This window comes from Agarivorans sp. D1326, from assembly GCF_056958115.1.
The window spans coordinates 539,886-562,742 of record NZ_JBTWEN010000002.1; the positions used below are offsets into that span (position 1 = coordinate 539,886).

The window sequence follows — 22,857 nt, forward strand, 5'->3', positions numbered from 1 at the left end:
ATGAGTGTTACATTGCGCAAACTAGATTTGTTGCCGCCAATAATTAGCTAACTAAGCTAAGGCATCAGCAAAACATTTAACTAACACCCATGCCACATGTTTTTAAAACACTATCATGGAGAAATAAATGCAATTATCCACAGCCTCTGCGCTGGTTGGTGCATGCTTTAGTCTGTTGACTAGTAGCGCCTACGCAGCCACTAGCGTAAGCATCGACTTAAACACCCAAAAGTTTATTGGCGGCGAATCTCAGTTAGATCGCGAAAAATACTTTAACCTACATACCACCCACTCAGAAAACCAAGTTACCAATGATGAGCTTGAATACTTAACTAACGATCTAAACGCAGGCTTTGGCCGCGGCTTTTGGAGCCCGTTTTCGGCCCATAAAGGGCATGACTCCTACCCTAACGAAGCCACCGCTAAAACCAATGGCGCCAAAAACATTAGTAGCACCAAAAACCACAACAACTATGCTTATTTCTCGAATCGCTACATTGTTACCGACCATCCGCGAAACGCATTTGCAGCCAATCAAGACCCTGTAAAAGCCGCCGAGTGGGCAGCCAACTACTTTAAACACTACTTCGATGACAGCACTCGCCCGATTTTTTATGAGCCAATTAACGAGCCCTTTGTACATGCCGGTGAGTTTGGGATCGATGCCGATCTAGCACGATCTAAAATTACTGAGCTGTTCAAGCAAATTGGTAAAAAGTTTGACCAAGAAAACATTGATACCAAAGTGATCGGTTATGCCGGTGCTTGGCCGTCGATGGAATTGTGGGATTTTAGACACTTTGATACCCGCATGAAAATGTTCATGGATAGCGCAGGCCCATACATGGATGCCTTTTCGGTACATTTATACGATGGCGTAAACGTAACTGGCGCAAATAGCCAACGCTCTGGTAGCAACTTGGACGCGATTTTAGATTTAGTTGAAAGCTACAGCTACCACAAATGGGCACAGGTTAAACCGCTGGCCATTACCGAATATGGTGGCATTGAAAAAGGTTACGGCGACACCTACAGCGACATTGCTAGCGTGCAATCGGTTCGTTCTATCAACAACATGTTATTCCAGCTGTTAGACCGCCAAGACCGCTTACTAACTTCTATTCCTTTTATTACCGGTAAAGCTAGCTGGCATTACAATGCCGCAAACAACTGGGAACCATACGGCGCAGTAATTACTCGCCCCGACCCAAGCAGTATTGTTAACGGCAAACCTACCCGCTTCTTCTGGACCCCACGTATTCACTTCTACCAACTATGGTCAGATGTAAAAGGGGTTCGAGTTAAAAGCCAAAGTTCCAATCCAGATGTTCAAGTACAAGCGTTTGTAGACGGCAACAAAGCGTACGTTGCGCTTAATAGTTTGTCTGAGAATACCGAGCAAGTTAGTTTAGATTTTGTAAGCAGCTTAGGTAGCATCAATAAGGTAGCTAAGAAATCGTTAAAAATTTACCCAAATGCTGCTCCAGTTTATCAAGACAACAGCAATGTAAATGCTCCAAGTAGCTTGAGCTTAATTGCTGGCGAAACGGTTGTTTTGCAATACAGCTTTAATCAAAACATCGACCTAGACAACACGCTACATGTAAACAGCTATTACAGCACCACTAACTTACAAACCATTTCTGCCAACAAAGCGCTTAACTTTGCGATTAACAACGTTAGTGCCGGCCAAGGTACTTCAAACCTAAAAGTGAGTATTGGTCGTAAACACAACAAATCGAAAAAGCCAGTCGTGAAAATAAACGGTACTGCGCTAACGGTTCCGAATAACTGGAAAGGTGGCGATCAAAGCTCGCGCGATGACTTTTTTGGCGCTTTGCATATCCCAGTACCCAACAATTTACTGAGTAAAAACAACGTTGTTAGCATAACCTTCCCCGATTCAGATGGTCGGGTAAGCTCGGTAGTCTTAGAGGTGAACAACCAAAGTAACGCTGCTGTAACCCAAGATGCAGTAAGCTTTGCCAACACCATCGACAGCCTAGCACCGGGTAAAAATTACGCCGTTACGCTGGATTACAGCGCCAGCCAAAGCCGTGACTTAACCGTATCCATTTGGAAAGACCAAAGTTACCTAGCGGGCACAACTGTTAACGTAGCTGCTGGAGAAGGTACTAAAACCATAGATGTTACCTTGGCAAATGAAACGGTATCTGGCGAAACTGGCTACATCATAAAGGCTAATATTCGCCCTCAAGGTGGCGATGTTGCTAGCATTATCAAACAAACCCAAATCAACGATATTGTGATTGAAAGTGACAGCGGCGCAAACTACGACCAAATCGTGTTTGTAGAAAGCTACCAAGAACTCACTAGCGCTCTGCAATACACCATTAAGCTTGATTACTCGGCCATGCAACAACGTGACTTGGTTGTAGAGTTATGGGATGAACAAAACTGGTTAGCCTCTGGCAAAACCAGTGTGCCTCCTGGTTCGGGCACTACCTCAGTCACTATTGATCTTAGCACCGCACCGGCCGCAGGTAGCCAAGGCTACAAGCTTAAAGGCTCTATTCGCCCAAGCGGTACATCGTGGCAAGACAATCTTGATTTCGAGCAGATTAGCAATATTGAAATTGTTAGCGACCTTCCTAGTGAAGACACAACCAAGCTGGTGATGCCTTCTACCGAGTTGCTGCAGGCTCAAAGCTATCAATTTACGGTTGACTACAGCGCGACTCAACAGCGTGACGTAGTGGTTGAGCTATGGCTGAACAATCAATGGTTGGCTCAAGCTACCGAGCAAGTAGAAGCAGGTGAAGGCAGCGTACAACTTACCGTTGAACTTGATGAAGTGGCACAGGCCGCCAACACCTATACCGTTAAAAACAGTATCCGCCCATTAGGAACCGATTGGCACAGTAACTTAGCCACTAACCAAGTAAACAATGTAAGCGTTATAAGTGACGCACTTACTGCACCGAGCACTTGGACTAACCTGCAATTTAAACACAGCGCCAAATGTATGGACGTAGCAGGTGGCAAAACCACTAACGGTAGTCAATATCACCAATGGACCTGTAATACTCAAAACGACAACCAACGTTTTTTGTTTACGCCTCTCGGAGACAACTGGTACACCATTAAAGCTAAGGTGAGCAACAAATGTGTCGACCTAGCCAGTGGCACCACCGCCAATGGTGGAAAATTGCAGCAGTATTCTTGTGATAACAACAACCCAAACCAAGTTTGGCAGTTAGTTGAACAACAAGATGGTTGGTTTGAGCTGCGTGCTAAACCTTCCGCAAAATGTATTGATGTAAAAAATGCCGCTAGCACTAACCAAGCCAGCATTCAGCAATGGAATTGTGGTAACCAAGCTAACCAACTTCTCCGCTTTATAGAATAAACCAGTAAGGTTTAAGAGCCGCTTTGCGCGGCTCTTTTTTCTTTTTACACCTCGCCTACCCTAATCATTTACCACGCAAAATCGCCTAACATTGGTGCGTAGCTAGCGTTTGCTGCACCACAAACAATCATTCATTTAAAACCGTCGCATTAACAATTCCTTCAACTAAACTCAACAAAGCTTGTGAAATTGGGATTTATTGACTTAAATCAAAAAACATGACCAAGTGGCCAGCTTTTTGCTACTTCAATTTTTTAACTAACCGCCATTCCAAGAAACGGAGTTCTAAATGAAACTAAATAAATGGATAAGTGCTGCAGCCTTTGCTGTAACCACCTTAATAGCACCAGTTAGCATGGCTGCCGACGAGCCACTAAAAGTAGGCTTTGTATATGTTGGCCCTGTAGGAGACCACGGTTGGAGTTATGAACACGACCAAGGTCGAATTGAGATGGAGCAGCATTTTGGCGGAAAAGTTAGTACCACCTTTGTAGAAAACGTTCCTGAAGGCGCAGATGCAGAGCGAGTGATTACCCAGTTGGCCAAATCAGGTCACGACGTTATCTTCACAACGTCTTTTGGTTTTATGAACCCAACAATCAAGGCCGCTAAACGCTTTCCTAAAGTTACCTTTGAACACGCTACCGGCTACAAACGCAGCAAAAACGTATCTACTTATGTATTGCGTACCTACGAGGGCCGTTATGTATCAGGCGTGGCCGCTGGCATGACCACCAAAACCAATGTGATTGGTTACATTGCCTCGTTCCCCATTCCGGAAGTGATCCGTGACATTAACTCGGTGTACTTAGGCGCAAAAAGTGTAAACCCGGACGTGCAAATTAAAATTGTGTGGGTAAATACTTGGTACGATCCAGGTAAAGAAGCAGACGCCGCCAACGCCCTTATGGACCAAGGCGTAGACATTATTCTGCAGCACACCGACAGCCCTGCACCACTTATTGCCGCCGAGAAGCGCGGCGTAATGGGCATTGGTCAAGCTTCAGACATGAGCCAATTTGCCCCTACTGCACATATGTTCTCGGTACGTGATGTTTGGGCACCGCATTATATTCGCACGGTAGAAGAAGTAATGGCTGGTTCTTGGAAGCCAGAAGATTACTGGGGTGGTTTTGCAGAAAACATTCTGCAAATTGTTTCGGTTAACCCAGCCCTGCCCGACGACGTAAAAACCGCCATTAGCGAAACTGAAGCCAAGATTAAATCGGGCGAATTTCATCCATTTACCGGTCCAATGAAAGACAACAGCGGTAAAGAGGTGATCCCAGCGGGTAAAACGCTTAACGACCAAGAGCTAGCGGGTGTGATGTGGTACGTAGAAGGCATCGACGCAACGATTCCTAAGTAAACCTAAATCCCAAATAAACCGATGTTCTTAATGAGTGCCCAGTTTAGCTGGGCCTTTACAGCGAGAGTAAGATGAACTTAGCCCTACCTATTATTGATATTTCTACGCTAAATCATAGCGATAGTCAGCACTGGCAAGAAACCATTCAAGCCATTGATTCTGCATGTCGTGACAAGGGCTTTTTTTATGTGACCGGTCATGGCATTCCTAGCGAGCAATTTGGCGCTATGCAAGCCATGGCTGCGAAGTTCTTTGCGCTTAGTGAACAAGAAAAACAAAAGATCAATATTCAGCACTCGGCCAACCATAGAGGTTGGGGACAAGTAAGCGCCGAGCAACTTGACCCAAGCGGCCCTAAAGACTGCAAAGAAACCTTTGATATGGCTTTAGATCTTAGCCCTTATCATCCGCAAGTTGCGCGTTACCCGCAGTTGTACGGGCCAAACCAGTACCCAAATCTTGACGGCTTTATCCAACTTTTGCAGCAGCATTACGAACTCACTTTGCAAGTTGGCCTCAAAATACTTAAGGCCATGGCTTTAGCCTTGGGCCAAAGCGAAGACTTTTTTAGCAGGCATTTTAGCTGCCCGATTAGTGTGCTGCGCTTAATTCATTATCCGCCTCAGCAACAAAATGATAACGGCGCTGGCGCACACACAGACTATGGCTGCATTACCTTGCTGTATCAGGATCAAACCGGCGGCTTACAGGTACAAGACCGCAATCAACAATGGTTAGATGCGCCACCGGTGGAGAATAGTTTTGTGGTGAATATTGGCGATTTAATGCAACGTTGGACCAATGGCCGATACAAGTCGACGCCGCATAGAGTGCTTAGTCCAAAACAGCAAACCACTCGCTTTTCAATGCCTTTTTTTGTAGAGCCAGACTTTGATACTCCAGTGAATACTCTCGCGAGCTGTTTAGCTCCTGGGGAACAAAGTCAGTATCCAGAAATAACTGCTGGTGAATGGATACTATCGCGCTTTGCCGATACTTACGCTTATAGAAACGACCAGCAAGAATAAAAAAATTTGGCTAAAAAGCTGACCAATCAGTCAGCTTGATAGCTGCGAATTTTCCGGAGCAATCATGTTACAACTTATGATTAACGACCAAGCCATCACCTTAAGCCAGCAAGCGGCAGATACCATGCTGCTTAGCTTTTTACGCGAGCGACAAGGTTTAGTGGGCAGTAAAGAAGGTTGCGCCAGTGGCGATTGCGGTGCATGCACCGTAGTAATGGTGAGCCAAGATCAGCAACAACAACTTAGTTACAAACAAATAAACAGCTGCATTACGCCCTTACATTCTTTGCACGGTAAACAAATCATTACCGTTGAGTACCTAAAGCAAGGCCAAGAGCTACATCCCGTTCAACAAGCCATAGTAGATAAACATGGCAGCCAATGCGGTTTTTGTACGCCTGGTTTTGTAATGTCTTTATATGCCTTATCTCGTCAAACAACTAAACCCGAACATCCCGAGGAATTTTTAGCTGGCAACTTGTGCCGTTGCACTGGCTATGGGCCACTTATCGAAGCGGCTAAGCAAGTAGCGGCTGCGCCAGCGGCCAAGGATCATATCCAAGAAAATGAGTCCTCCGTGCAGTACTGGATGGGGCAATGTGACAAGCTAGAAAGTGACCACTACTGGCAGCCTACTAGTCGCAGTGAGCTAGCCAGCATTCGCGCAAAACACCCTCACGCCAAATGGATAGGCGGCGGTACCGATTTAGCATTAGAAGTTACTCAACAGTATCAACGCATTGATGAAATTATCGACTTAACCGCCCTTCCTGAGCTCACAGGCATCGAGCGCACCAACAATGGCTGGCGCATAGGGGCAGCGGTAAGCTTAGATAAAGTTCATGCATTTATGGCGCAGCACTACCCCACTACCGACGAAATTTTTGCTCGCTTGGGCAGTATTACTATTCGTCACCGCGCCACCCTTGGTGGCAGTTTAGGCAATGCCTCACCCATTGGTGACATAGCTCCATTGCTAATTAGCCTAAACGGCAAAATTGAAGTAGATGATGGCACTACTACCGAGCTTTACGCACCGGAAGACTACATCACAGGCTACCGCGAAACGCGCTTAAAACCACAACAGTGGATTAGCGCCATTCACCTGCCAGATTTGTCTCCAACACTTAAGCATCAAATCTACAAGGTGAGTAAACGTTATGAAGATGACATCGCCACCGTGGTATTGGCAGTAGCCATGGAGTGTGATGACCAAGGCAGAGTAAGCCACTGCGTGATCTCAGCAGGTGGCGTGGCGGCTAAGTCGGTGCGCTTAAGCCAGCTAGAAGACTGCTTATTGGGTGAAGTCTTCAACAACAACAAACTCAAGCAGCTACAAGCCCTAGTGCCGCAATATGTAAAACCCATTGATGATGTGCGAGCGAGCGCAGCTTACAGGGTATTGCTAGTACAGAATCTATTAAAACGCTTCTACCTCTATAGCCAACAATTACCCACGAGGTTAGCCGCCCATGCGTAAATTAACCACTCAGCACCTCGAGCAAACTGCGCCAAGCCAAGTAGTGGGTAAATCGATTCCCCATGAGAGTGCATCCAAACAAGTCGCTGGCGAAGCGCAGTTCATCGACGACTATAACCTGCCAAGTGGTTGCTTGCATGCTGCAGTCATCACGAGCCAAGTAGCCAAAGGTAAAGTACTTGCTCAGCAATTAGATTCGCTGCAACAACACCCCGATGTAGTTGCGGTAATTCGCTGCCAGGATATCCCCGGACACCAAGATATTGGCCCGATATTTAAAGGCGACCCGCTGTTAAGCGAGAACGAGATTAGCTACTTTCAGCAGCCTATCGCCCTAGTTCTTGCTCATAGTCATCAGCTCGCATGGCAAATTGCCCACCAAGCTAATCAAGAGCTAGTGCAATACCAAAACGCCGATACGCTAGCGCTAAGTAAGCAAGATATTAGCGATTTAAGCCAGCCCAATGCAACGGTGCGCCCAAGCCATTGCATGGGTAAGCAAATAGCCGATGCCGTGCTAGATCGCAGTGAACTGCAACTAAGTGGTGAACAACATATTGGCGGGCAAGAACACTTTTATTTAGAAGGACAAGTCAGCCTCGCCCAGCCAACCGAAGATGGCGGCATTATGCTTTACACCTCTTCACAGCACCCTAGCGAAGTACAAAAACTAGTAGCTGAAGTATTAGGCATTGCGTTTCACCAAGTAACCGTAGACATGCGCCGCATGGGCGGCGGCTTTGGCGGTAAAGAAACTCAAGCCGCTCAATGGGCGTGCTTAGCCAGCCTTGCTGCCTGGCATTGCAATAAACCGGTGAAAATACGCCTACCACGCAGTATAGATATGGCTGTAACCGGCAAGCGCCATCCTTTTTACAACCGATACCAACTAGGTTTAAGCACCGAGGGAATCATTGAAAGTGCTAAGTTGGAAGTGAATGGCTTGTGTGGCCACTCGCCTGATTTATCCGATGCGATTGTGGATAGAGCGATGTTTCATAGCGACAACGCCTACAGCTTAGGTGAAGCCGAAGTCGTAGGTAATCGATTAAAAACCGATACCGTTTCACATACTGCCTTCCGCGGCTTTGGTGGCCCGCAAGGCATGATGTTAATTGAACAGGCTATGCAAGACATCGCAATTGCTACCGGCCAAGATGCCTTAGATGTGCGTTACAAAAACCTCTATCGCGATGGACATGCCACCACCCACTACGGCATGCCGGTAGAGCAATATCAAGACCAGCTTAACTTAATTAAACAATTAGAAGTGAACGCAGATTACCGCGCGCGTCGTCAGCAAATAATTCAATGGAACAACTCTAACTCGCTGATCAAAAAAGGCCTTGCCTTAAGCCCAGTAAAATTTGGTATTTCATTTACCGCCAAACACCTTAACCAAGCAGGCGCACTGCTGCATGTATATACCGACGGCAGTGTTCAGTTGAATCATGGCGGCACCGAAATGGGCCAAGGTCTGCATACCAAGGTTCAGCAGATTGTGGCGCAAACTTTGGGCATTCCATTTAGCTATGTGCTTATTACGTCTACCCGCACCGACAAAGTCCCTAATACCTCACCCACGGCGGCTTCTTCAGGCAGTGATTTAAACGGGATGGCTGCGCATAATGCGGCGAAAGAAATCAAACAACGTTTGCTTGAATTTGCCCAGCAACATTACCAGCTTGCAGCAGAACAAATCACCATAAACCAAGGCCAAGTCAAACTCGCCGAGCAAACCATTAGCTGGGCGGAGTTAGTGCAACAAGCTTACATGCAGCGAGTGTCACTCTCAGCGACTGGCTTTTATAAAACACCAAAAATTTGGTACGACCGCGAACAAGCGCAGGGGCGGCCATTTTTCTACTTTGCACTGGGCGCTTCCGTTAGCGAAGTGAGCATTGATACGCTAACTGGGGAAATGAGCGTAGACCGAGTAGACATTCTGCATGATGTAGGCACCAGCCTTAATCCGGCCATCGACATTGGCCAAATAGAAGGCGCCTTTATACAAGGCCTAGGCTGGCTTACTAACGAAGAACTGGTATGGGACAAAAAAGGAAAGTTACTAAGTAATAGCCCGGCAAACTACAAAATCCCTACTATTGGCGACTACCCCGAACAAATGAACATTACATTGTTCGACCAAGCCAACCCTGAGCACAGCATCTACCGCTCTAAAGCAGTGGGCGAGCCACCTTTTATGTTAGCCATTAGCGCTTGGTGTGCCATTTACGATGCAGTGACGTCAATCAGCCAACATAAGCTGCCAGCACAGTTAGATTCTCCGGCCACCAGCGAACGCATTCTAATGGCTTGCCAAAAACAATATGAGTTTATGGAGGCGCAAGATGAGTGATTGGCAAACTCGATTTTTACCCAATAACTGGTTAGATGCCTGCAGTTATCTTAAGCAGCAACAGCAGCCATTTTGTATTGCGACCATTGTGGCCGAGGCAGGTTCAGTGCCGCGAGCAACAGGCGCTAAAATGGTGATAAGTCAGCAACAACAATTCGATACCTTAGGTGGTGGAAATTTAGAGTTTTCGGTGATCAAGCATGCCCGCGAGCAACTAGAAAAGGGAACAAAATCTAATCACATTGAACGCTTTTCCTTAGCTGCTGATCTAGCCCAATGTTGTGGGGGCGCAGTACAAGTATTGTTCGAATACTTCTTGGTTGATCAGCCACTTATCACCATTTATGGGGCGGGACATGTAAGCCATTGTTTATGTGAAATACTGGCGAAATTGCCAGTACAAGTGCAAGTCATTGATAATCGCCAGCAATGGCTAGATTCAATTAGCCAATTTGGTGTGAACACCCACTATCACGCGCAGCCAGAAAATAGCGTAGCAGAGCTAAAAGCCAACTCATATGTTGTCATTCTAAGCCAAGACCACAGCTTAGATTTCGCTCTCAGCTTAGCTGCGCTGCGCCGAGGAGATTTAGCCTTTGTAGGCGTGATTGGCTCGCAAACTAAAGCCCAACGTTTTAAGTATCGCTTAGCCGAACAACTTGAAAATCCGGCACGCTGTGATCAACTCACCTGCCCTATTGGCCTAGCCGAGGTGAGTGGGAAATTACCCATGCAAGTCGCGGTGTCGATTAGTGCCCAGCTGATCACGCTGCTAGAAAAACACGCTAAAACCAGTGATAGGGACCAGCAAAAACAACAATGGGAATCTAGCAATACTCTGCGAAAACAACTTGCGGGAGAACAGCTCAATGAATGATGACAAAAAACATCTTAAGCTGCTAAACAATCTGCCGCACAGTCAATTCGTTAGCGAAATGGCCAGTATTTGCAGTAGCAAAACATGGCAAAGCACCATGGCAACATTGCGCCCTTTTCAGTCGGTTGAGCAGTTTATGTCAATGGCGAAACAAGCCTTTAGTCAGCTAACCGAGAACGATTGGCTGGAGGCTTTTGCGGGTCACCCAATGATTGGTGACTTAACCAGCCTTCAAAAAAAATACAGCCAAGCCAAGCATTTAAGCGAAGCAGAGCAAGCACAAGTCAACCATGCTCAGCAAGCCACTCTTAGTGCTTTACTCGAACTTAATCAGCGTTATTTAAACCGATATGGCTTCATTTTCATCGTATTTGCTAGCGGTAAATCCGCCGAGGAAATGCTGCAAATATTGGAGCAGCGTTACGGTAATAGTCGCGAGCAAGAATTACACAATGCAGCCGAACAACAACAACGCATTAGCCTGCGTAGAATGGAGAACTTATTTTGAGCACCTTAAGCTGTCATGTACTCGATACCACTTGTGGCCAGCCCGCAGCAGGTATTGCGGTAGAAATTTATCGCTTTGGTGAAAGCCAAAGCTTAGCCAAAGGTTTAACCGATCAAGACGGGCGCTATAAGTTTGAACAATTAGACTTACCCAGTGATTGCTACTGCCTACGCTTTATTACCGAAGAATACTGCCTAGCGCACTTCCAGCAATGCTTTTTTCCTTTAGCCGATGTGGTGTTTGTTAGTGATGAGCAACAAGCCCATTACCACATCCCGCTGCTGTTAAGCACCTTTAGCTATTCCACTTATCGAGGCAGCTAAGATGACGCGACAGTTCCACCGCGGGAGTATTTTACACTTTCCAAAGGCCACTATTGCACCGAGCGATAACTACCAATATCTCCATGATGGCATGTTGGTTGTTGAGGATGGTCTTGTTCAACACCTTGGGGATGCGCAAGATTACTTACGCAACAACCCCGAAGTACAAGCGGCTGTTATTCAGCATCATGGCCTTATTATTCCGGGGCTTATCGACAGCCATGTGCACTACCCCCAGGTAGAGATTATTGCCAGCTATGGCAAGCAACTATTGGATTGGTTAAACACTTACACCTTTCCTGCTGAGCAACAATTTGTTGAAGCTGCCTATGCTCGTGCCCAAGCCGAGTTCTTTTTGCAACAACTGTTTGCCCACGGCACCACCACAGCTAGTGTGTATGCAACCGTTCACCCGCAATCGGTAAGCAGCTTTTTTGAGGCGGCAGAAAACTACAATGCACGAATGATTTGCGGCAAGGTATTGATGGACAGAAACTGCCCCACCGCGCTGCAAGATAGCGCTGAATCAGGCTATTTAGAGAGTAAAAAACTGCTGGAGCAATGGCACAAAAATGGTCGGCAACTCTACGCGATAACGCCGCGTTTTGCGCCCACCAGCAGCGAAGCACAGCTAGCTAAAGCGGGTCAGTTAGCCAAGGAACACCCAGATAGCTTTATTCAAACTCATTTGTCGGAAAACCCCACCGAAGTACAGTGGATTAACGAGCTATTTCCCGATTACTCTGACTACCTGGCAGTGTACGAAGCGCATGACTTGGTGCGAGAACGTTCACTATTTGGCCATGGCATTCATCTTACCGACCGTGAATATCTAGCCTTGGCAAGCTCAGGTGCAACCATCAACTTTTGCCCCTCATCTAACTTGTTTTTAGGCAGCGGTTTATTTAACTACCAACGCGCCCAAGCCAATGGCGTGGCTGTAGCGCTTGCTAGTGATGTAGGCGGTGGCACCAGCTTAAGTATGTTTGCAAACCAAGCCGATGCCTACAAAGTTTGCCAACTGCAGCAAGCCAGTTTAAGCCCCTTCGATTCATTGTATTTATGTACTCAAGGTGCAGCAGTGGCAATGGGTATTGAAAGGCAAGTGGGCAATTTAAATGTAGGCAGCGAAGCCGATTTTATTGAACTAGATATGCACCCTACTCCGATGCTTAGCCAGCGCTTAAATAAAGCCAGCAGCTTAAGTGAGAAATTATTTGCCATTAATACCCTAGGTGATGACCGCGTTATAAACGCCACCTATGTAGCAGGTAAGCAAGTTTACAAAAAAGGACAACACTATGTGGCCACAGCTGTATGAATGGTTAGCCCTCTTTATTAAATGGTTTCATGTCATTGCAGGCATTGCATGGATAGGCGCTAGCTTTTATTTTGTTTGGTTAGATAACAACCTAAAAACGCCGCCAGAATGGAAAAAGCAAAAAGGCATTAAAGGTGATTTGTGGGCGGTGCATGGCGGCGGCTTTTACGAAGTAGCCAAGTACCAAGTTGGCCCAGAAAAAATGCCAGAAAAACTCCATTGGTTTAAATGGGAAGCCTATAGCACTTGGCTTAGTGGCACATTGCTGCTGTTTTGGATGTACTACCTTCGCGCCGATGCCTACCTAATTGACCCACAAGTGATGGCTTTAACCAGCTATCAAGCTGTTGGTTTGGGAGTTGGCGGGATTGCGCTTGGTTTTGCCATTTATGAAGGTTTACTACGCTCACCCATTGCAAACAAACCTTTGCCCTTAAGCATTTGTTTAATCGTTATAGGTGCACTGTTTTGTTTTGGTTTTACTCAAGTATTTAGCGGTCGTGGTGCCTTTATCCATATGGGCGCATTAATTGGCACCATTATGGTGGCTAATGTGTGGACCAAGATCATCCCAGGACAGCGACAAATGGTGGCGCAAGTTAGCGCTGGCGAGCCCGTTGACCCTGCGCCAGGTCTCGAAGCAAAAAAGCGCTCGGTGCATAATAACTACCTCACCTTACCAGTCATTTTCTTGATGATTAGTAACCATTATCCAATGATTTATCAGCACAGCCATAGTTGGTTAATCCTCTGTGCGCTGATCGGCTTAAGCGCTTGGATCCGCCATTACTTCAACCTAAAGCACCAAGGCGTTCAAAAGCCCAGCATTATTGTCAGCGGCGCTGCAGGTTTGCTGTTACTGGCGGTGTTTTTAAGCTGGAGTAACGCTAATCGCTCAGTGCAGGTTCAAGATCAAAACAACAATGAGCTAAACGCCGAGCAGGGCCAAGTAATGGCAATTATTCAGCAGCGCTGTACCACTTGTCACAGCCGCATGCCTACAGACGACACCTTCACCGCAGCACCAGGCGGGGTAAATTTAGATACTTGGCAAGATGTAGAGCGCTGGAAAGCACGGATTGTAGAACGCTCATTTGTTAGCCAAGATATGCCGTTTTTAAACAAAACCCAAATGACTGATAGCGAACGGCAAAGCCTGCAGCAACTGTTAGCTACCCCCTAAACGAATGAAGATGCATTGCTAGTTTATGCTAGCAATGCGAAGTTACTCCAGACTTATTATTTCAAGAAAACCATTAAGCCTTATAGCTCCGCTTTAACCTCAACCTTAGTCTATTCAAGGTCACAGAAATCAAGTTTTTATACTAAATAAATCATAGCCTTATGGTAGTCTCGCCCTGTAGATAAACGGAGTTTTATCAGATGTATTCGCAAAATATTTAGGAAGGATTCTAATGAACTTAAGGTTAGTGTTAGCGACTGGTATAAGGATATTCTCTATATTCTTATTTTTATCAAGCGCATCATTTATTGTAGATATAATTCGCGCTAGAGAATTTTTAGACACTCAAATAGGTGCCTATTTCGTAGTGGCTGTTTATTTAATTGTTGCAACCTTGCTATGGATGTTTCCTTTATCCATAGCTGGTAGCTTTATCCCCAAGCAATCTAGCGATGAAAAAGAAAGCTTTAACACTTTTGATTTAGCAAACGTTGGTTGCGCTTTATTAGCCTTGTACATTCTAGCTTCAAACGCTTGGGCATTAGTAAAAGTAGTGCAATTTTTCTCTCAGGGCTACATGACAGACCCAGAGCTAAAGGCCACCTTTTGGGCTCACTTCGTGATGTTTATAATTGGTGGCTTACTATTTATAAATAGTAAGCTCGTTGCTAGAAAAATATGCCAATAGTTAGGGTAAGCTTAACCCAGAAAGGCTGGCAACTAGCGTTAGCCTTTTTCAGCAGGTTTTCCAGCTAAACAAAATGGTTTTGCATCAACACCTGGTTCATCGCTAATTGTCCCCCGCGTACACCTGCCGGTTTAGCCGCTTTACCAATAGCGATGATCATACCAATCACATGATCTTCGGGCAGTTTAATAACCTCAGCCAATTGGCCAGCATCAAAACCTATCATTGGGCAAGTATCATAGCCCAAGCCTTTCGCTGCTAGCATTAAGGTTTGGGCTGCCATGCCGCACGAGCGCATCGCTTCATCACGTTGCAACTGATCTTTTCCGTGATAAAAACTAGCTAGCATATCTACCAAAACACCCTGCGCTTTAGCGTCTACATTTTGCCAATAGCGCTCTGGTTGCTTAGCCCAAGCTTGAGTGTCAGCACATAACACCAATAGCTCCGAAGCCTCTGTCACTTGTGGTTGGCCCCAAGCAGCTTCACCAACTTGCTCTCGCACCTCGGCATTGCTCACTCTTACAAATCGCCAATGCTGAATGTTGTAAGAGGTGGGCGATAACAACACAGCTTCCATCATTTTCTGGAAATCTCGCTCACTCATTTGTTCGCCTGAATCGAAATGCTTAACGGCGCGACGTTGCTCAATGGCTGTAAATAGTTCCATGGTTGTTCCTTAAGCTTTGTAAGTAATTTGGTGAAACTTAAGACCTTGACTTAAGTTGCCACCAGCTTAATTCCACAGGGTTTAAATGATAATCCCGCTTTTGCAAAAGAAACTGTTGAGAAAAACTATACAATTGTCTTAGAAAAGTGCTTTTAGCGTCCTTTATATTCAACAAAAATTGTGAGCAATAACTGGAATATTGATTAGCCTTTAGCAAAAATAATTCGCTAAAATACTTAAGTTTCTAGCGACGTTTTAGCAAGCTAAGGTATAAGGTGTGAGCCAAGAACTGTATATAAGAAAACCCGAGCGTAGCGATTTAGAAGAGCTAAGCGAGTGCTATCAAAACAGTGAGATATTTCATCGCCCTTGGAGCTATCCGCCAAAAAATGTGCGCGCTTATTTAGAAGAAGAACACCGCTACTTTGTTTGCCTGCAAGCAACGGGTGAAATAGTAGGTACTTTTAATATCTCGGCTATCATTCGCGGCCATTTTCAATCAGCTTACCTTAGTTACGAAGTCTTTCATCCTCACCAAGCCCAAGGCTATATGCGAGCAGGCATCCGCTTAGTATTAAAAGAAGCCTTCGAAGAACTCAATCTGCATCGCTTAGAAGCCAATATCCAACCTGCCAATAAGGCTTCAATAGCATTAGTAGCAAAAGCAGGGTTCGTGAAAGAAGGTCTATCAAAAAACTACTTAAACATTGGTGGTAAAGGATGGAAAGACCACGAACGCTGGGCGATTATCAATCCTAAATGGCGAAGCGAATAAACCGCACAAGCGCTGAAAACACCAGTATTTATCCAGCTTGGTCTAAGATCTAGAGAGCCTTACAAATAACTAGGTTTTAGCATGAGCATCATTAGCAATATTTTAAGTAATACCTCTCTTTGGGAGCTTATGGTACTAGCCGCAGTGATTTACATTGCGACTCAACCGGAGCTTCGTAAGCGAATCACTAAGCTCAAGTTTGGCGAATTTGAACTAGAACTACAAAGCCTGAAACAAGAAGTTGAGAAAGGTAAGGAGAAGATTGTAGAACTAGAAGCAGAGATCGAAAATGATAGGCGCCAGTTCGACGATATTCTGCAAAACTTTGATCCTCATGCCCCAGTGAGTCAACTAGCTGAAGCTAGGCAAGCAATCATCGCCGAAGCACGCAATTTGTCAGAAACTGATTCCCTAGCAGATTACCTTCGCTTAAATGCTTCAGCAAAAGAGCTTTACGTTGCTGCTGTAAGCATCAGGGAGAAAAGACCAGTATCACTGTTGCCAGAGCTGATCCGTTTTTTAGATGAACTCGCGAGTGACAGCCAGCTTGGAGGGTTTAGGCTAAACACAATTTGGACTTTAACCAGTGGCTTACATCGTACGCTAATTGCCTGTATTCGCGATGGTGTCGCACCGATGCCAGATCAACAAACCGTAGCTTATGCTCAGCAAGTTTTGCTTAAACTCAACAACCATCCAAAAGTAAGAGCCGACCGCCCTGACGCCCCACTAAAAGGCATACAAGGCCCAATTAAACATGCACAATCTTGGTTAGAAAAAGCGATAGCTGGAGCTAGTAACGGCGAATAGTAATTAGCTCAGTATTCACGTAAAACGATAGCAATACACATAGTTGTTAGCTGGGGTTAAGCTCCCAATATGGCTGTTCTGCAGCTAAGTGCTCTATGGCAAAATCGACAAAAGCTCTCACCTTGGCAGGCAAAAATTGACGCTCTGAAAACACTGCGTAAATGCTTTGGTTTGGCATTTGGTATTGGTCTAACAGCTTAATTAAACGCCCCGCTACAATATCTGGCCCAGCCACAAAAGTGGGTAAGCGCCCAACGCCTAATCCTTGCAACATTGCTTCGCGCAAAGCTTCACTGTTATTCACTCGATAATTGCCTTTTACGTCTATTGATTGTGATTGCCCATCACGCATAAATGTCCATTCTTTAACATCGCGAGAATAGCTAAACTGCAGACAATTGTGGGCGGCTAATTGTTCAATAGTTTGCGGTATACCATGTTGCTTTAAATAGTCTGGAGAAGCGCATAACACGCTTTTTAGCGGAGCAAGTTTACGCACAATTAGTGATGAATCTGGCAAGTTTCCGGCTCTTATTGCTACGTCAAAACCTTCGGCGACCAAGTCGACAACTTTGTCGTCCATCACCATATCAATAGTAATTTTGGGATAACGCTGCAAAAACTTGGCTATCAGCGGTGCGATATGTAAACGGCCAAAAGACATAGGCGTGTTAATGCGCAGCAAACCTTGTGGCTCCCCTTGCAGTTGGGCAACCGCATCTTGGGCATCTTTTGCGGCATTATTGGCTTTTTCCGCATGCTCAAAATAATGCTTACCCGCTTCGGTTAAACTCAGTTTACGAGTAGTACGGTGCAGTAATTTAACCCCAAGTTGCTGTTCGAGTAGATTGATCCGCTTACTTACTGCCGACTTGGAGATCCCCAAACTACGCGCTGCAGGCGAAAACCCACCATGTTCAACTACTGCTACAAATACAGGAATTGCTGCAAATCCGTCCATGAACTCACCACTGTCAACTTAATCTCAACAGTTATTATCAAAATAGAGGGATTATCAGTCAATATAAATATTATTACACTGACCGCATGACTAAATAACGCGGTATTTTCCATGCTAAACCCAAGCTACACTCACACTAAGCCAAGCTTAAATAACAGCCATTTAGCAACTCATGGCTTGATGCTGCTAATGGTTACGCTAGTCGCTAGCTCTTTCCCAGTCGGCGCTGCGATTACCCACGCATTACCTCCAGTAGTGATGATGTTTTTACGCTTCCTCACTGCGGCTTTGTTATTTGCCCCTTATGTGTTGTACAGAAACGGATTAACGCTACCTTCCGGCAAAACCTTAATGGGATATGCTTTGCTGAGCGTACCCTTGGTGATATTTTTTTGGTGTATGTTTGAAGCGCTGCGCCACACCAGCGCGTTAAACACCGGTGCTTTGTATACAACATTGCCTGCCATTACTGCCCTTACTAGCTTTTTTATCCTAGGCCAAGCCATAAAACTACAGAGAGCAGTGGGTTTAACAATGGGAACTCTGGGCGCTTTATGGATTGTATTTCGCGGTGATGTTAATGCGCTATTTGCATTAACGCTAAATCAAGGAGACTTGCTGTTTTTGCTCGGCTGTGTCGCTTTAAGTATTTATAACCCCTTAATGAAAAAGCTTTACCAAGGCGAGCCACAAGAGCTAATGACATTTTGGGTCTTAACATTTGGCAGCCTTTTTTTGTTGCTGCTTTCACTCACCAGCTTAAATGAGATTAATTGGTTAGCAGTCCCCCTAAAAGCTTATGCTGGCATTGGCTATTTAGCGTTATTCACCACCCTAACTACCTTTTTCTTGCTGCAAATAGGTACGGTTCGCCTTGGCCCCACCAAAGTGGCTGCCTACAGTTACTTAACGCCTCTATTGGTTTTAGTGCTTACGGTAAGTATGGGGTTTGAGCAACTATCATGGCGATTATTGCCTGGCGCAATACTGGTGTTTTTTGCAATGCTAATTATTCAAAATGACAATAGTTAAAACAGATGATTTTTTCTTGACCCGAGGCAATATTCTCAAATAAGGTAAGCGCGAATAAACCAATACTACAGGACGTAACTCATGGCACAGGCAGATATCGCTAACTTTGTTGAAGTTCTTACTAAAGATCCCGATCAAATTCGCTTTGAAGATAGTATGAAAATTATTGATGCAAACTACGAGTTCACGCCAAGTGCATTTAGCAACGGCAAGCAACATAATGCCGAAGGTGAAAATTCAGGTTCATGCAAAGTATTTGCTTTTGGTCAATTAAACGGATTAAGTAAACAACAAACCCTAGCCTTGTTTGGCCAATACTACCAAGATGTATTGTCTACGCCATACAGTGACGACCACCAAAATATTCGCCAGTTTATTAAAAACGGTTGGGATGGCATTAGCTTCAGCCAACCTGCCTTAAGCCTTAAAGCTTAAAACGTAAAAAGCCGCTTAATGCGGTTTTTTACTTCGCTAGTATCATCTCCACCGCTTCTCAGAGCCCCCTCAAAAAGTAGCACTACTCGGCAATGACTGCAGACTTTAAACCGCACTTAGCAACCCTAAACGCCAAACTCTTGTAAGGCATGCATTGCTGCTTTTGCTTTGTCGGTTTGCACAAATACATGATCGTGATAATAGGCAGCAATTACGTTCGCACTAATACCTTTTGATGCGAGCTTGTTGGCAACAGCTGCGGTTAGCCCAACAGCCTCTAAGCTAGAGTGCACTGTTAAGGTAATCTGGCTGAATGAGCCCTCATATTCCAAACCAGCTGCTTTAGCCGCTGCCTTTTTAACAACAAGTGTTAAACCTTCAGATTCTATAAAAGTGGCTACAGGTTCTAGTTCCAAGTATTCGCTAATACCTCCAGGAACCGTGCAAAATACAAATTCTGCATCTATCAACTTAGGGTGCATAGACCTTAAGAGCTCATCTAAATCTGTAATTCCTGACATGCTGGCAAAATCCTTTTGTGAATGCGCCTTTGTTGTATAAAACCATGGGCAAAATACTTAGTGGTTTCCCCCACTCCCCACGAACATTGCAAGCTATCTGTTAGCTTACCCTAAATCTTTAACTCCTTTAGATAGTTAGATTTATTGCTTATCATCTACCGTGTTTAATTTAGAAATATAAGGAAGGTTGCGGTTTAAATTGTTCCAAGATAAACCATAACCCACCAGCATATCGTCGGTGTCCATTAAATAAGCAAAATGTTGTTTTACTGGAATATCCACTCTGCCGGGTTTTACCAGCAAACTAGCTATAGCCAAAGATGAGGGTGAGAACTGAGTACTTAGATGGGCAATAAGCCGCTGCATTGTGCCGCCAGACTCTATGGCATCATCAATTACAATCACTGGCTTATTGTTAATTTCGATATTTTGATGATAAACAATGGTGGAGTTGTTCTGCCGATCGCCAGGTGTATGTGGGCAAGAGATGTAATCCATTTCAACTTGAAAGTTTAACTGGCGCACCAGATCAGCGGTAAATAAAATTCCCCCCGGAACTACCGTAATCAGCACAACCGTTTTGCCTGCATACAAGTGATTGAGTTGCTTAGCTACCGTGCTTACTCCTTGGCTAATTTGTTGCTGGCTTAACACCAGCTCGCCGATGTGTTCGTTTCCCATAAAAACCCTTTGTACTTGAACTAAGTGATGACTGGCTAATCGCTTTTTGTTGGCTGCGACTGCGGCCAGAGTTTCAGTCGCTCAGTGCTAAACATCATTAAACCACTAAACACTAGCAATGCGATTGGCAGGACCACAAAAGAACTGGATGCAGCCAATAAGCCGATAAACGGAGGCATTAAGGTAGTGCCAACATAGGCGCAAGCCATCGATAAACCAATAATGGTCTGCGATGCTTGCTTGCCAAACCTTTGTGGCGTTAGATGAATAGTATTTGGATAGATAGGCGCACAACCAAAGCCGATAAACATTAAGCCTATTTTAGCCAGCATTGGCCAACCAGGTATCAGCAAGAACACTACACCTACAAAAATAGTTAATACTCCACCACGAACTAGCTTATCTTCTTCAATTCGCTCAGAAACAAATCCACATATAAAGCGCCCCAGCGTTATTCCCAAAAAGTACATAGCAGTCCAAAAAGCAGCATTAGCGGCACTTACTTGCTGCTGACTAATTAAGTAACTAGCGGCCCACAAGCCAGTCCCCGCTTCTAAGGAGCAATAACAAAAAAAAGTAAGCAATTGCAGCTTAACTCCCTTCATTTTAAAGGCTGTAGCATTGCTTAGCGGTGTATGCTGCTCGCCGCTTGCTGCTAACTTCTCGCTGGTTGCGCGTCGCCACAGGGGCAAAGCCAACAGCAATACAGCAACTAAGGCAAACTGAATATAAGAAATACTCGCGTAACCGTCGCGCCAACCTTGTTGCTGACTCAGATAAAGCGCCATAATCAAAGGACCAGCAGTGGCACCAACACCCCAGAAAGAATGCAGGTAATTCATATGTTTGGCTTTGTAGTTTATCGCGACAAAGTTATTTAAAGCGGCATCCACTGCACCCGCGCCTAAGCCCAAAGGCACAGCCAAAAGCACCAGTAACCAAACGTTGTGAGTTAAGCTAAAGCCAAATAAAGCAATCGCAGTCATTAGTACGCTTACAGCTACCACTTTACCGGTGCCAAAGTAATGAGTAAGCCGAGTAGACAATAGACTCGACACCACTGTTCCCGCGCTAACAACAATAGAAATTACGCCGGCAAATTCGAGGCTGGCGTTTAGGTCACCCCGCATGATTGGCCACGATGAGCCCAATAGCGAGTCGGGCAAACCAAGGCTAATAAACGCCAGGTAAATAATCGCTAACAGCAATAGCATTTCAGTTACTCACTAGGTAAGACAGATGAACATCAAAGTAACTGAACAATACTCTTCACTACGATTGCTTAATAGCGATTTTCTCTCATAAAATACAACAAAACTCTCAGTTAATGATGAAAGGCAATTCTTTGCTCTTCAAATAGAGGTGAAGGCATGAATACTTACAAAATTCGTTTTTTCAATTCTGCCGGATATCGTGACAACGAAATCATCCGCACTAATTTTCAGATTGAAGAGCGGAACAATAGCTTGGTGGTCTTAGAAGAAGGGGTTGTTGTTGGTAATGCCGAGATGGTTGAACAGCTTATTAACGAAACCCGCGGTTGGCAAGAAGCCAACACCGCAGTCAGTGCAGAGAAAGTGACAAGCTAAGGTGGGGGACGCTTAGTCACTAAGCCCAACTGAGTACTTAATCTCGCTGCACCACGCCAAAATTAGATTGCTGCAATAACCACGCTTGCATGTGTTTATCGAATAAACGTTCGAAGGTATTAAACTTAGTGAGCTGAGTGACCCGTTCACTTAAATGGCGCCTTAATGCTTCACTATTACAACCTGATTTTTTTGAAAAAGTGAAATACAAACCTTCAATTGAGATTGGGTTATCTAAAGCAACAACCTTAGATTTTAAGCCTGCCGACTCCAAAATAGTTAAGCCCTGATATAACTCGTAAAGCACATAATCGAAGCGGTCGGCCAACAACATGGCAAAAGAGCGCTCAGCCGATGCACTGCTAAGTATCTTCAGGTTCTTTTTGGCGTAAGCATCAAAGTCTTGACCAAAGCTGTTATTTACTAAGGTGCCTCCGCGGCGGTCTAACAAATCTTCCCATTTTTGATAATTAAATTCCTTACCTTTTTTGGTCCAAACAACACTGGGAACGTCAGTAAACTGCGGCACAATGTAGTCCATGTATTCTTGTCGCTCATTGGTTAGAAAGGCGCCCGCTAACATATCTATTTCACCATGTTTGGCTTCTTGCAATGCTCTTGCCCATACGCCTCGATCCCGAGCGTCAACACTGATTTCAGTGTCCATTAACGCTAACTCAAGTAGTTCTATGGCTAGGCCAGTAAGCTTGCCGGGATGATTTTGGTCTCGCCATAATATGGGGGGATATTCGGCATTACCGGTTACCACTAATCGATTACAAATAGTTAGCTCGGAGGCTGACACCCACTGAGAGCTGCTGAGTGCGACAATTAAGAATAAGGTTTTGGTAAACGCGGACATTGCGTAGCTTCCTAA

General features: G+C 45.1%; 22 protein-coding genes. 16 read left to right on the forward strand and 6 right to left on the reverse strand.

Annotated features, from left to right (window positions below; genetic code table 11):
• The first annotated feature begins 127 nt into the window (after window positions 1-127).
• From ACYFDN_RS06330 to ACYFDN_RS06380, 11 genes are all read left to right on the forward strand, one after another.
• The gene (locus ACYFDN_RS06330; protein ID WP_483510409.1) at window positions 128-3,370 is read left to right on the forward strand and encodes an RICIN domain-containing protein; all 3,243 of its coding nucleotides are present in this window, start codon (window positions 128-130) and stop codon (window positions 3,368-3,370) included.
• A gap of 289 nt (window positions 3,371-3,659) precedes the next feature.
• On the forward strand, window positions 3,660-4,739 hold the full coding sequence (locus ACYFDN_RS06335; protein ID WP_483510411.1) for a BMP family ABC transporter substrate-binding protein: 1,080 nt from the start codon (window positions 3,660-3,662) through the stop codon (window positions 4,737-4,739).
• A gap of 71 nt (window positions 4,740-4,810) precedes the next feature.
• Window positions 4,811-5,767 carry an isopenicillin N synthase family dioxygenase gene (locus ACYFDN_RS06340; RefSeq protein WP_483510413.1) on the forward strand — a complete coding sequence of 319 codons (957 nt, stop codon included), beginning with the start codon at window positions 4,811-4,813 and terminating at the stop codon, window positions 5,765-5,767.
• A 64-nt stretch (window positions 5,768-5,831) separates the two neighbouring features.
• The gene (gene xdhA, locus ACYFDN_RS06345; protein ID WP_483510415.1) at window positions 5,832-7,247 is read left to right on the forward strand and encodes a xanthine dehydrogenase small subunit; all 1,416 of its coding nucleotides are present in this window, start codon (window positions 5,832-5,834) and stop codon (window positions 7,245-7,247) included.
• Window positions 7,240-9,606 (forward strand): xanthine dehydrogenase molybdopterin binding subunit, encoded by a 2,367-nt coding sequence (gene xdhB, locus ACYFDN_RS06350; RefSeq protein ID WP_483510417.1) that lies wholly within the window; start codon window positions 7,240-7,242, stop codon window positions 9,604-9,606. Before xdhA ends, xdhB begins: the two co-directional genes overlap by 8 nt.
• Entirely contained in the window at window positions 9,599-10,483 is an 885-nt protein-coding gene (gene xdhC / locus ACYFDN_RS06355; RefSeq protein ID WP_483510419.1) for a xanthine dehydrogenase accessory protein XdhC, read from the forward strand. The genes xdhB and xdhC overlap by 8 nt, the downstream gene beginning before the upstream one ends.
• The gene (gene uraD / locus ACYFDN_RS06360; protein ID WP_483510421.1) at window positions 10,476-10,991 is read left to right on the forward strand and encodes a 2-oxo-4-hydroxy-4-carboxy-5-ureidoimidazoline decarboxylase; all 516 of its coding nucleotides are present in this window, start codon (window positions 10,476-10,478) and stop codon (window positions 10,989-10,991) included. Before xdhC ends, uraD begins: the two co-directional genes overlap by 8 nt.
• Window positions 10,988-11,314, forward strand: coding sequence for a hydroxyisourate hydrolase (gene uraH, locus ACYFDN_RS06365; RefSeq protein ID WP_483510423.1), 327 nt, complete (start codon window positions 10,988-10,990; stop codon window positions 11,312-11,314). Before uraD ends, uraH begins: the two co-directional genes overlap by 4 nt.
• A gap of 1 nt (window position 11,315) precedes the next feature.
• A complete protein-coding gene (guaD, locus tag ACYFDN_RS06370; protein ID WP_483510424.1) occupies window positions 11,316-12,635 on the forward strand; it encodes a guanine deaminase in 1,320 nt (439 codons plus the stop codon).
• Complete coding sequence (locus ACYFDN_RS06375) at window positions 12,616-13,818, forward strand: urate hydroxylase PuuD (protein WP_483510426.1); 1,203 nt, start codon at window positions 12,616-12,618, stop codon at window positions 13,816-13,818. The genes guaD and ACYFDN_RS06375 overlap by 20 nt, the downstream gene beginning before the upstream one ends.
• 232 nt (window positions 13,819-14,050) lie before the next feature.
• The gene (locus ACYFDN_RS06380) at window positions 14,051-14,506 is read left to right on the forward strand and encodes a hypothetical protein (RefSeq protein ID WP_483510428.1); all 456 of its coding nucleotides are present in this window, start codon (window positions 14,051-14,053) and stop codon (window positions 14,504-14,506) included.
• A gap of 64 nt (window positions 14,507-14,570) precedes the next feature.
• On the opposite strand, the gene ACYFDN_RS06385 is transcribed toward ACYFDN_RS06380, so the two are convergent.
• Window positions 14,571-15,176: a nitroreductase family protein gene (locus tag ACYFDN_RS06385; protein ID WP_483510429.1), complete on the reverse strand. Its 606-nt coding sequence runs from the start codon at window positions 15,174-15,176 to the stop codon at window positions 14,571-14,573.
• A gap of 277 nt (window positions 15,177-15,453) precedes the next feature.
• Between ACYFDN_RS06385 and ACYFDN_RS06390 the strand changes: the two genes are divergently transcribed.
• Both ACYFDN_RS06390 and ACYFDN_RS06395 read left to right on the forward strand, forming a co-directional pair.
• Window positions 15,454-15,951 carry a GNAT family N-acetyltransferase gene (locus tag ACYFDN_RS06390; RefSeq protein WP_338621629.1) on the forward strand — a complete coding sequence of 166 codons (498 nt, stop codon included), beginning with the start codon at window positions 15,454-15,456 and terminating at the stop codon, window positions 15,949-15,951.
• Window positions 15,952-16,032: 81 nt separating this feature from the next.
• Complete coding sequence (locus tag ACYFDN_RS06395; protein ID WP_483510431.1) at window positions 16,033-16,761, forward strand: hypothetical protein; 729 nt, start codon at window positions 16,033-16,035, stop codon at window positions 16,759-16,761.
• Window positions 16,762-16,807: 46 nt separating this feature from the next.
• Here ACYFDN_RS06395 and ACYFDN_RS06400 read toward each other — a convergent pair whose 3' ends face one another.
• Entirely contained in the window at window positions 16,808-17,722 is a 915-nt protein-coding gene (locus ACYFDN_RS06400) for a LysR family transcriptional regulator (RefSeq protein WP_483510433.1), read from the reverse strand.
• Between the two features lie 111 nt (window positions 17,723-17,833).
• On the opposite strand from ACYFDN_RS06400, the gene ACYFDN_RS06405 reads away from it, so the two are divergent.
• A complete protein-coding gene (locus tag ACYFDN_RS06405) occupies window positions 17,834-18,754 on the forward strand; it encodes a DMT family transporter (protein ID WP_483510434.1) in 921 nt (306 codons plus the stop codon).
• Window positions 18,755-18,835: 81 nt separating this feature from the next.
• A complete protein-coding gene (locus ACYFDN_RS06410; protein WP_016400642.1) occupies window positions 18,836-19,189 on the forward strand; it encodes a HopJ type III effector protein in 354 nt (117 codons plus the stop codon).
• A gap of 125 nt (window positions 19,190-19,314) precedes the next feature.
• Here ACYFDN_RS06410 and ACYFDN_RS06415 read toward each other — a convergent pair whose 3' ends face one another.
• The 3 genes from ACYFDN_RS06415 to ACYFDN_RS06425 all read right to left on the reverse strand — a co-directional run bounded on the left by ACYFDN_RS06415 (window position 19,315) and on the right by ACYFDN_RS06425 (window position 21,605).
• Window positions 19,315-19,710 (reverse strand): ACT domain-containing protein, encoded by a 396-nt coding sequence (locus ACYFDN_RS06415; protein ID WP_016400643.1) that lies wholly within the window; start codon window positions 19,708-19,710, stop codon window positions 19,315-19,317.
• Between the two features lie 141 nt (window positions 19,711-19,851).
• Window positions 19,852-20,391: a phosphoribosyltransferase gene (locus ACYFDN_RS06420; protein WP_483510435.1), complete on the reverse strand. Its 540-nt coding sequence runs from the start codon at window positions 20,389-20,391 to the stop codon at window positions 19,852-19,854.
• 35 nt (window positions 20,392-20,426) lie between these two features.
• Window positions 20,427-21,605: an MFS transporter gene (locus tag ACYFDN_RS06425; RefSeq protein ID WP_483510436.1), complete on the reverse strand. Its 1,179-nt coding sequence runs from the start codon at window positions 21,603-21,605 to the stop codon at window positions 20,427-20,429.
• 156 nt (window positions 21,606-21,761) lie between these two features.
• Between ACYFDN_RS06425 and ACYFDN_RS06430 the strand changes: the two genes are divergently transcribed.
• Entirely contained in the window at window positions 21,762-21,980 is a 219-nt protein-coding gene (locus ACYFDN_RS06430) for a hypothetical protein (protein ID WP_483510437.1), read from the forward strand.
• Between the two features lie 37 nt (window positions 21,981-22,017).
• On the opposite strand, the gene ACYFDN_RS06435 is transcribed toward ACYFDN_RS06430, so the two are convergent.
• Window positions 22,018-22,842 carry a substrate-binding periplasmic protein gene (locus ACYFDN_RS06435; RefSeq protein WP_016400647.1) on the reverse strand — a complete coding sequence of 275 codons (825 nt, stop codon included), beginning with the start codon at window positions 22,840-22,842 and terminating at the stop codon, window positions 22,018-22,020.
• Between the last annotated feature and the right edge of the window lie 15 nt (window positions 22,843-22,857).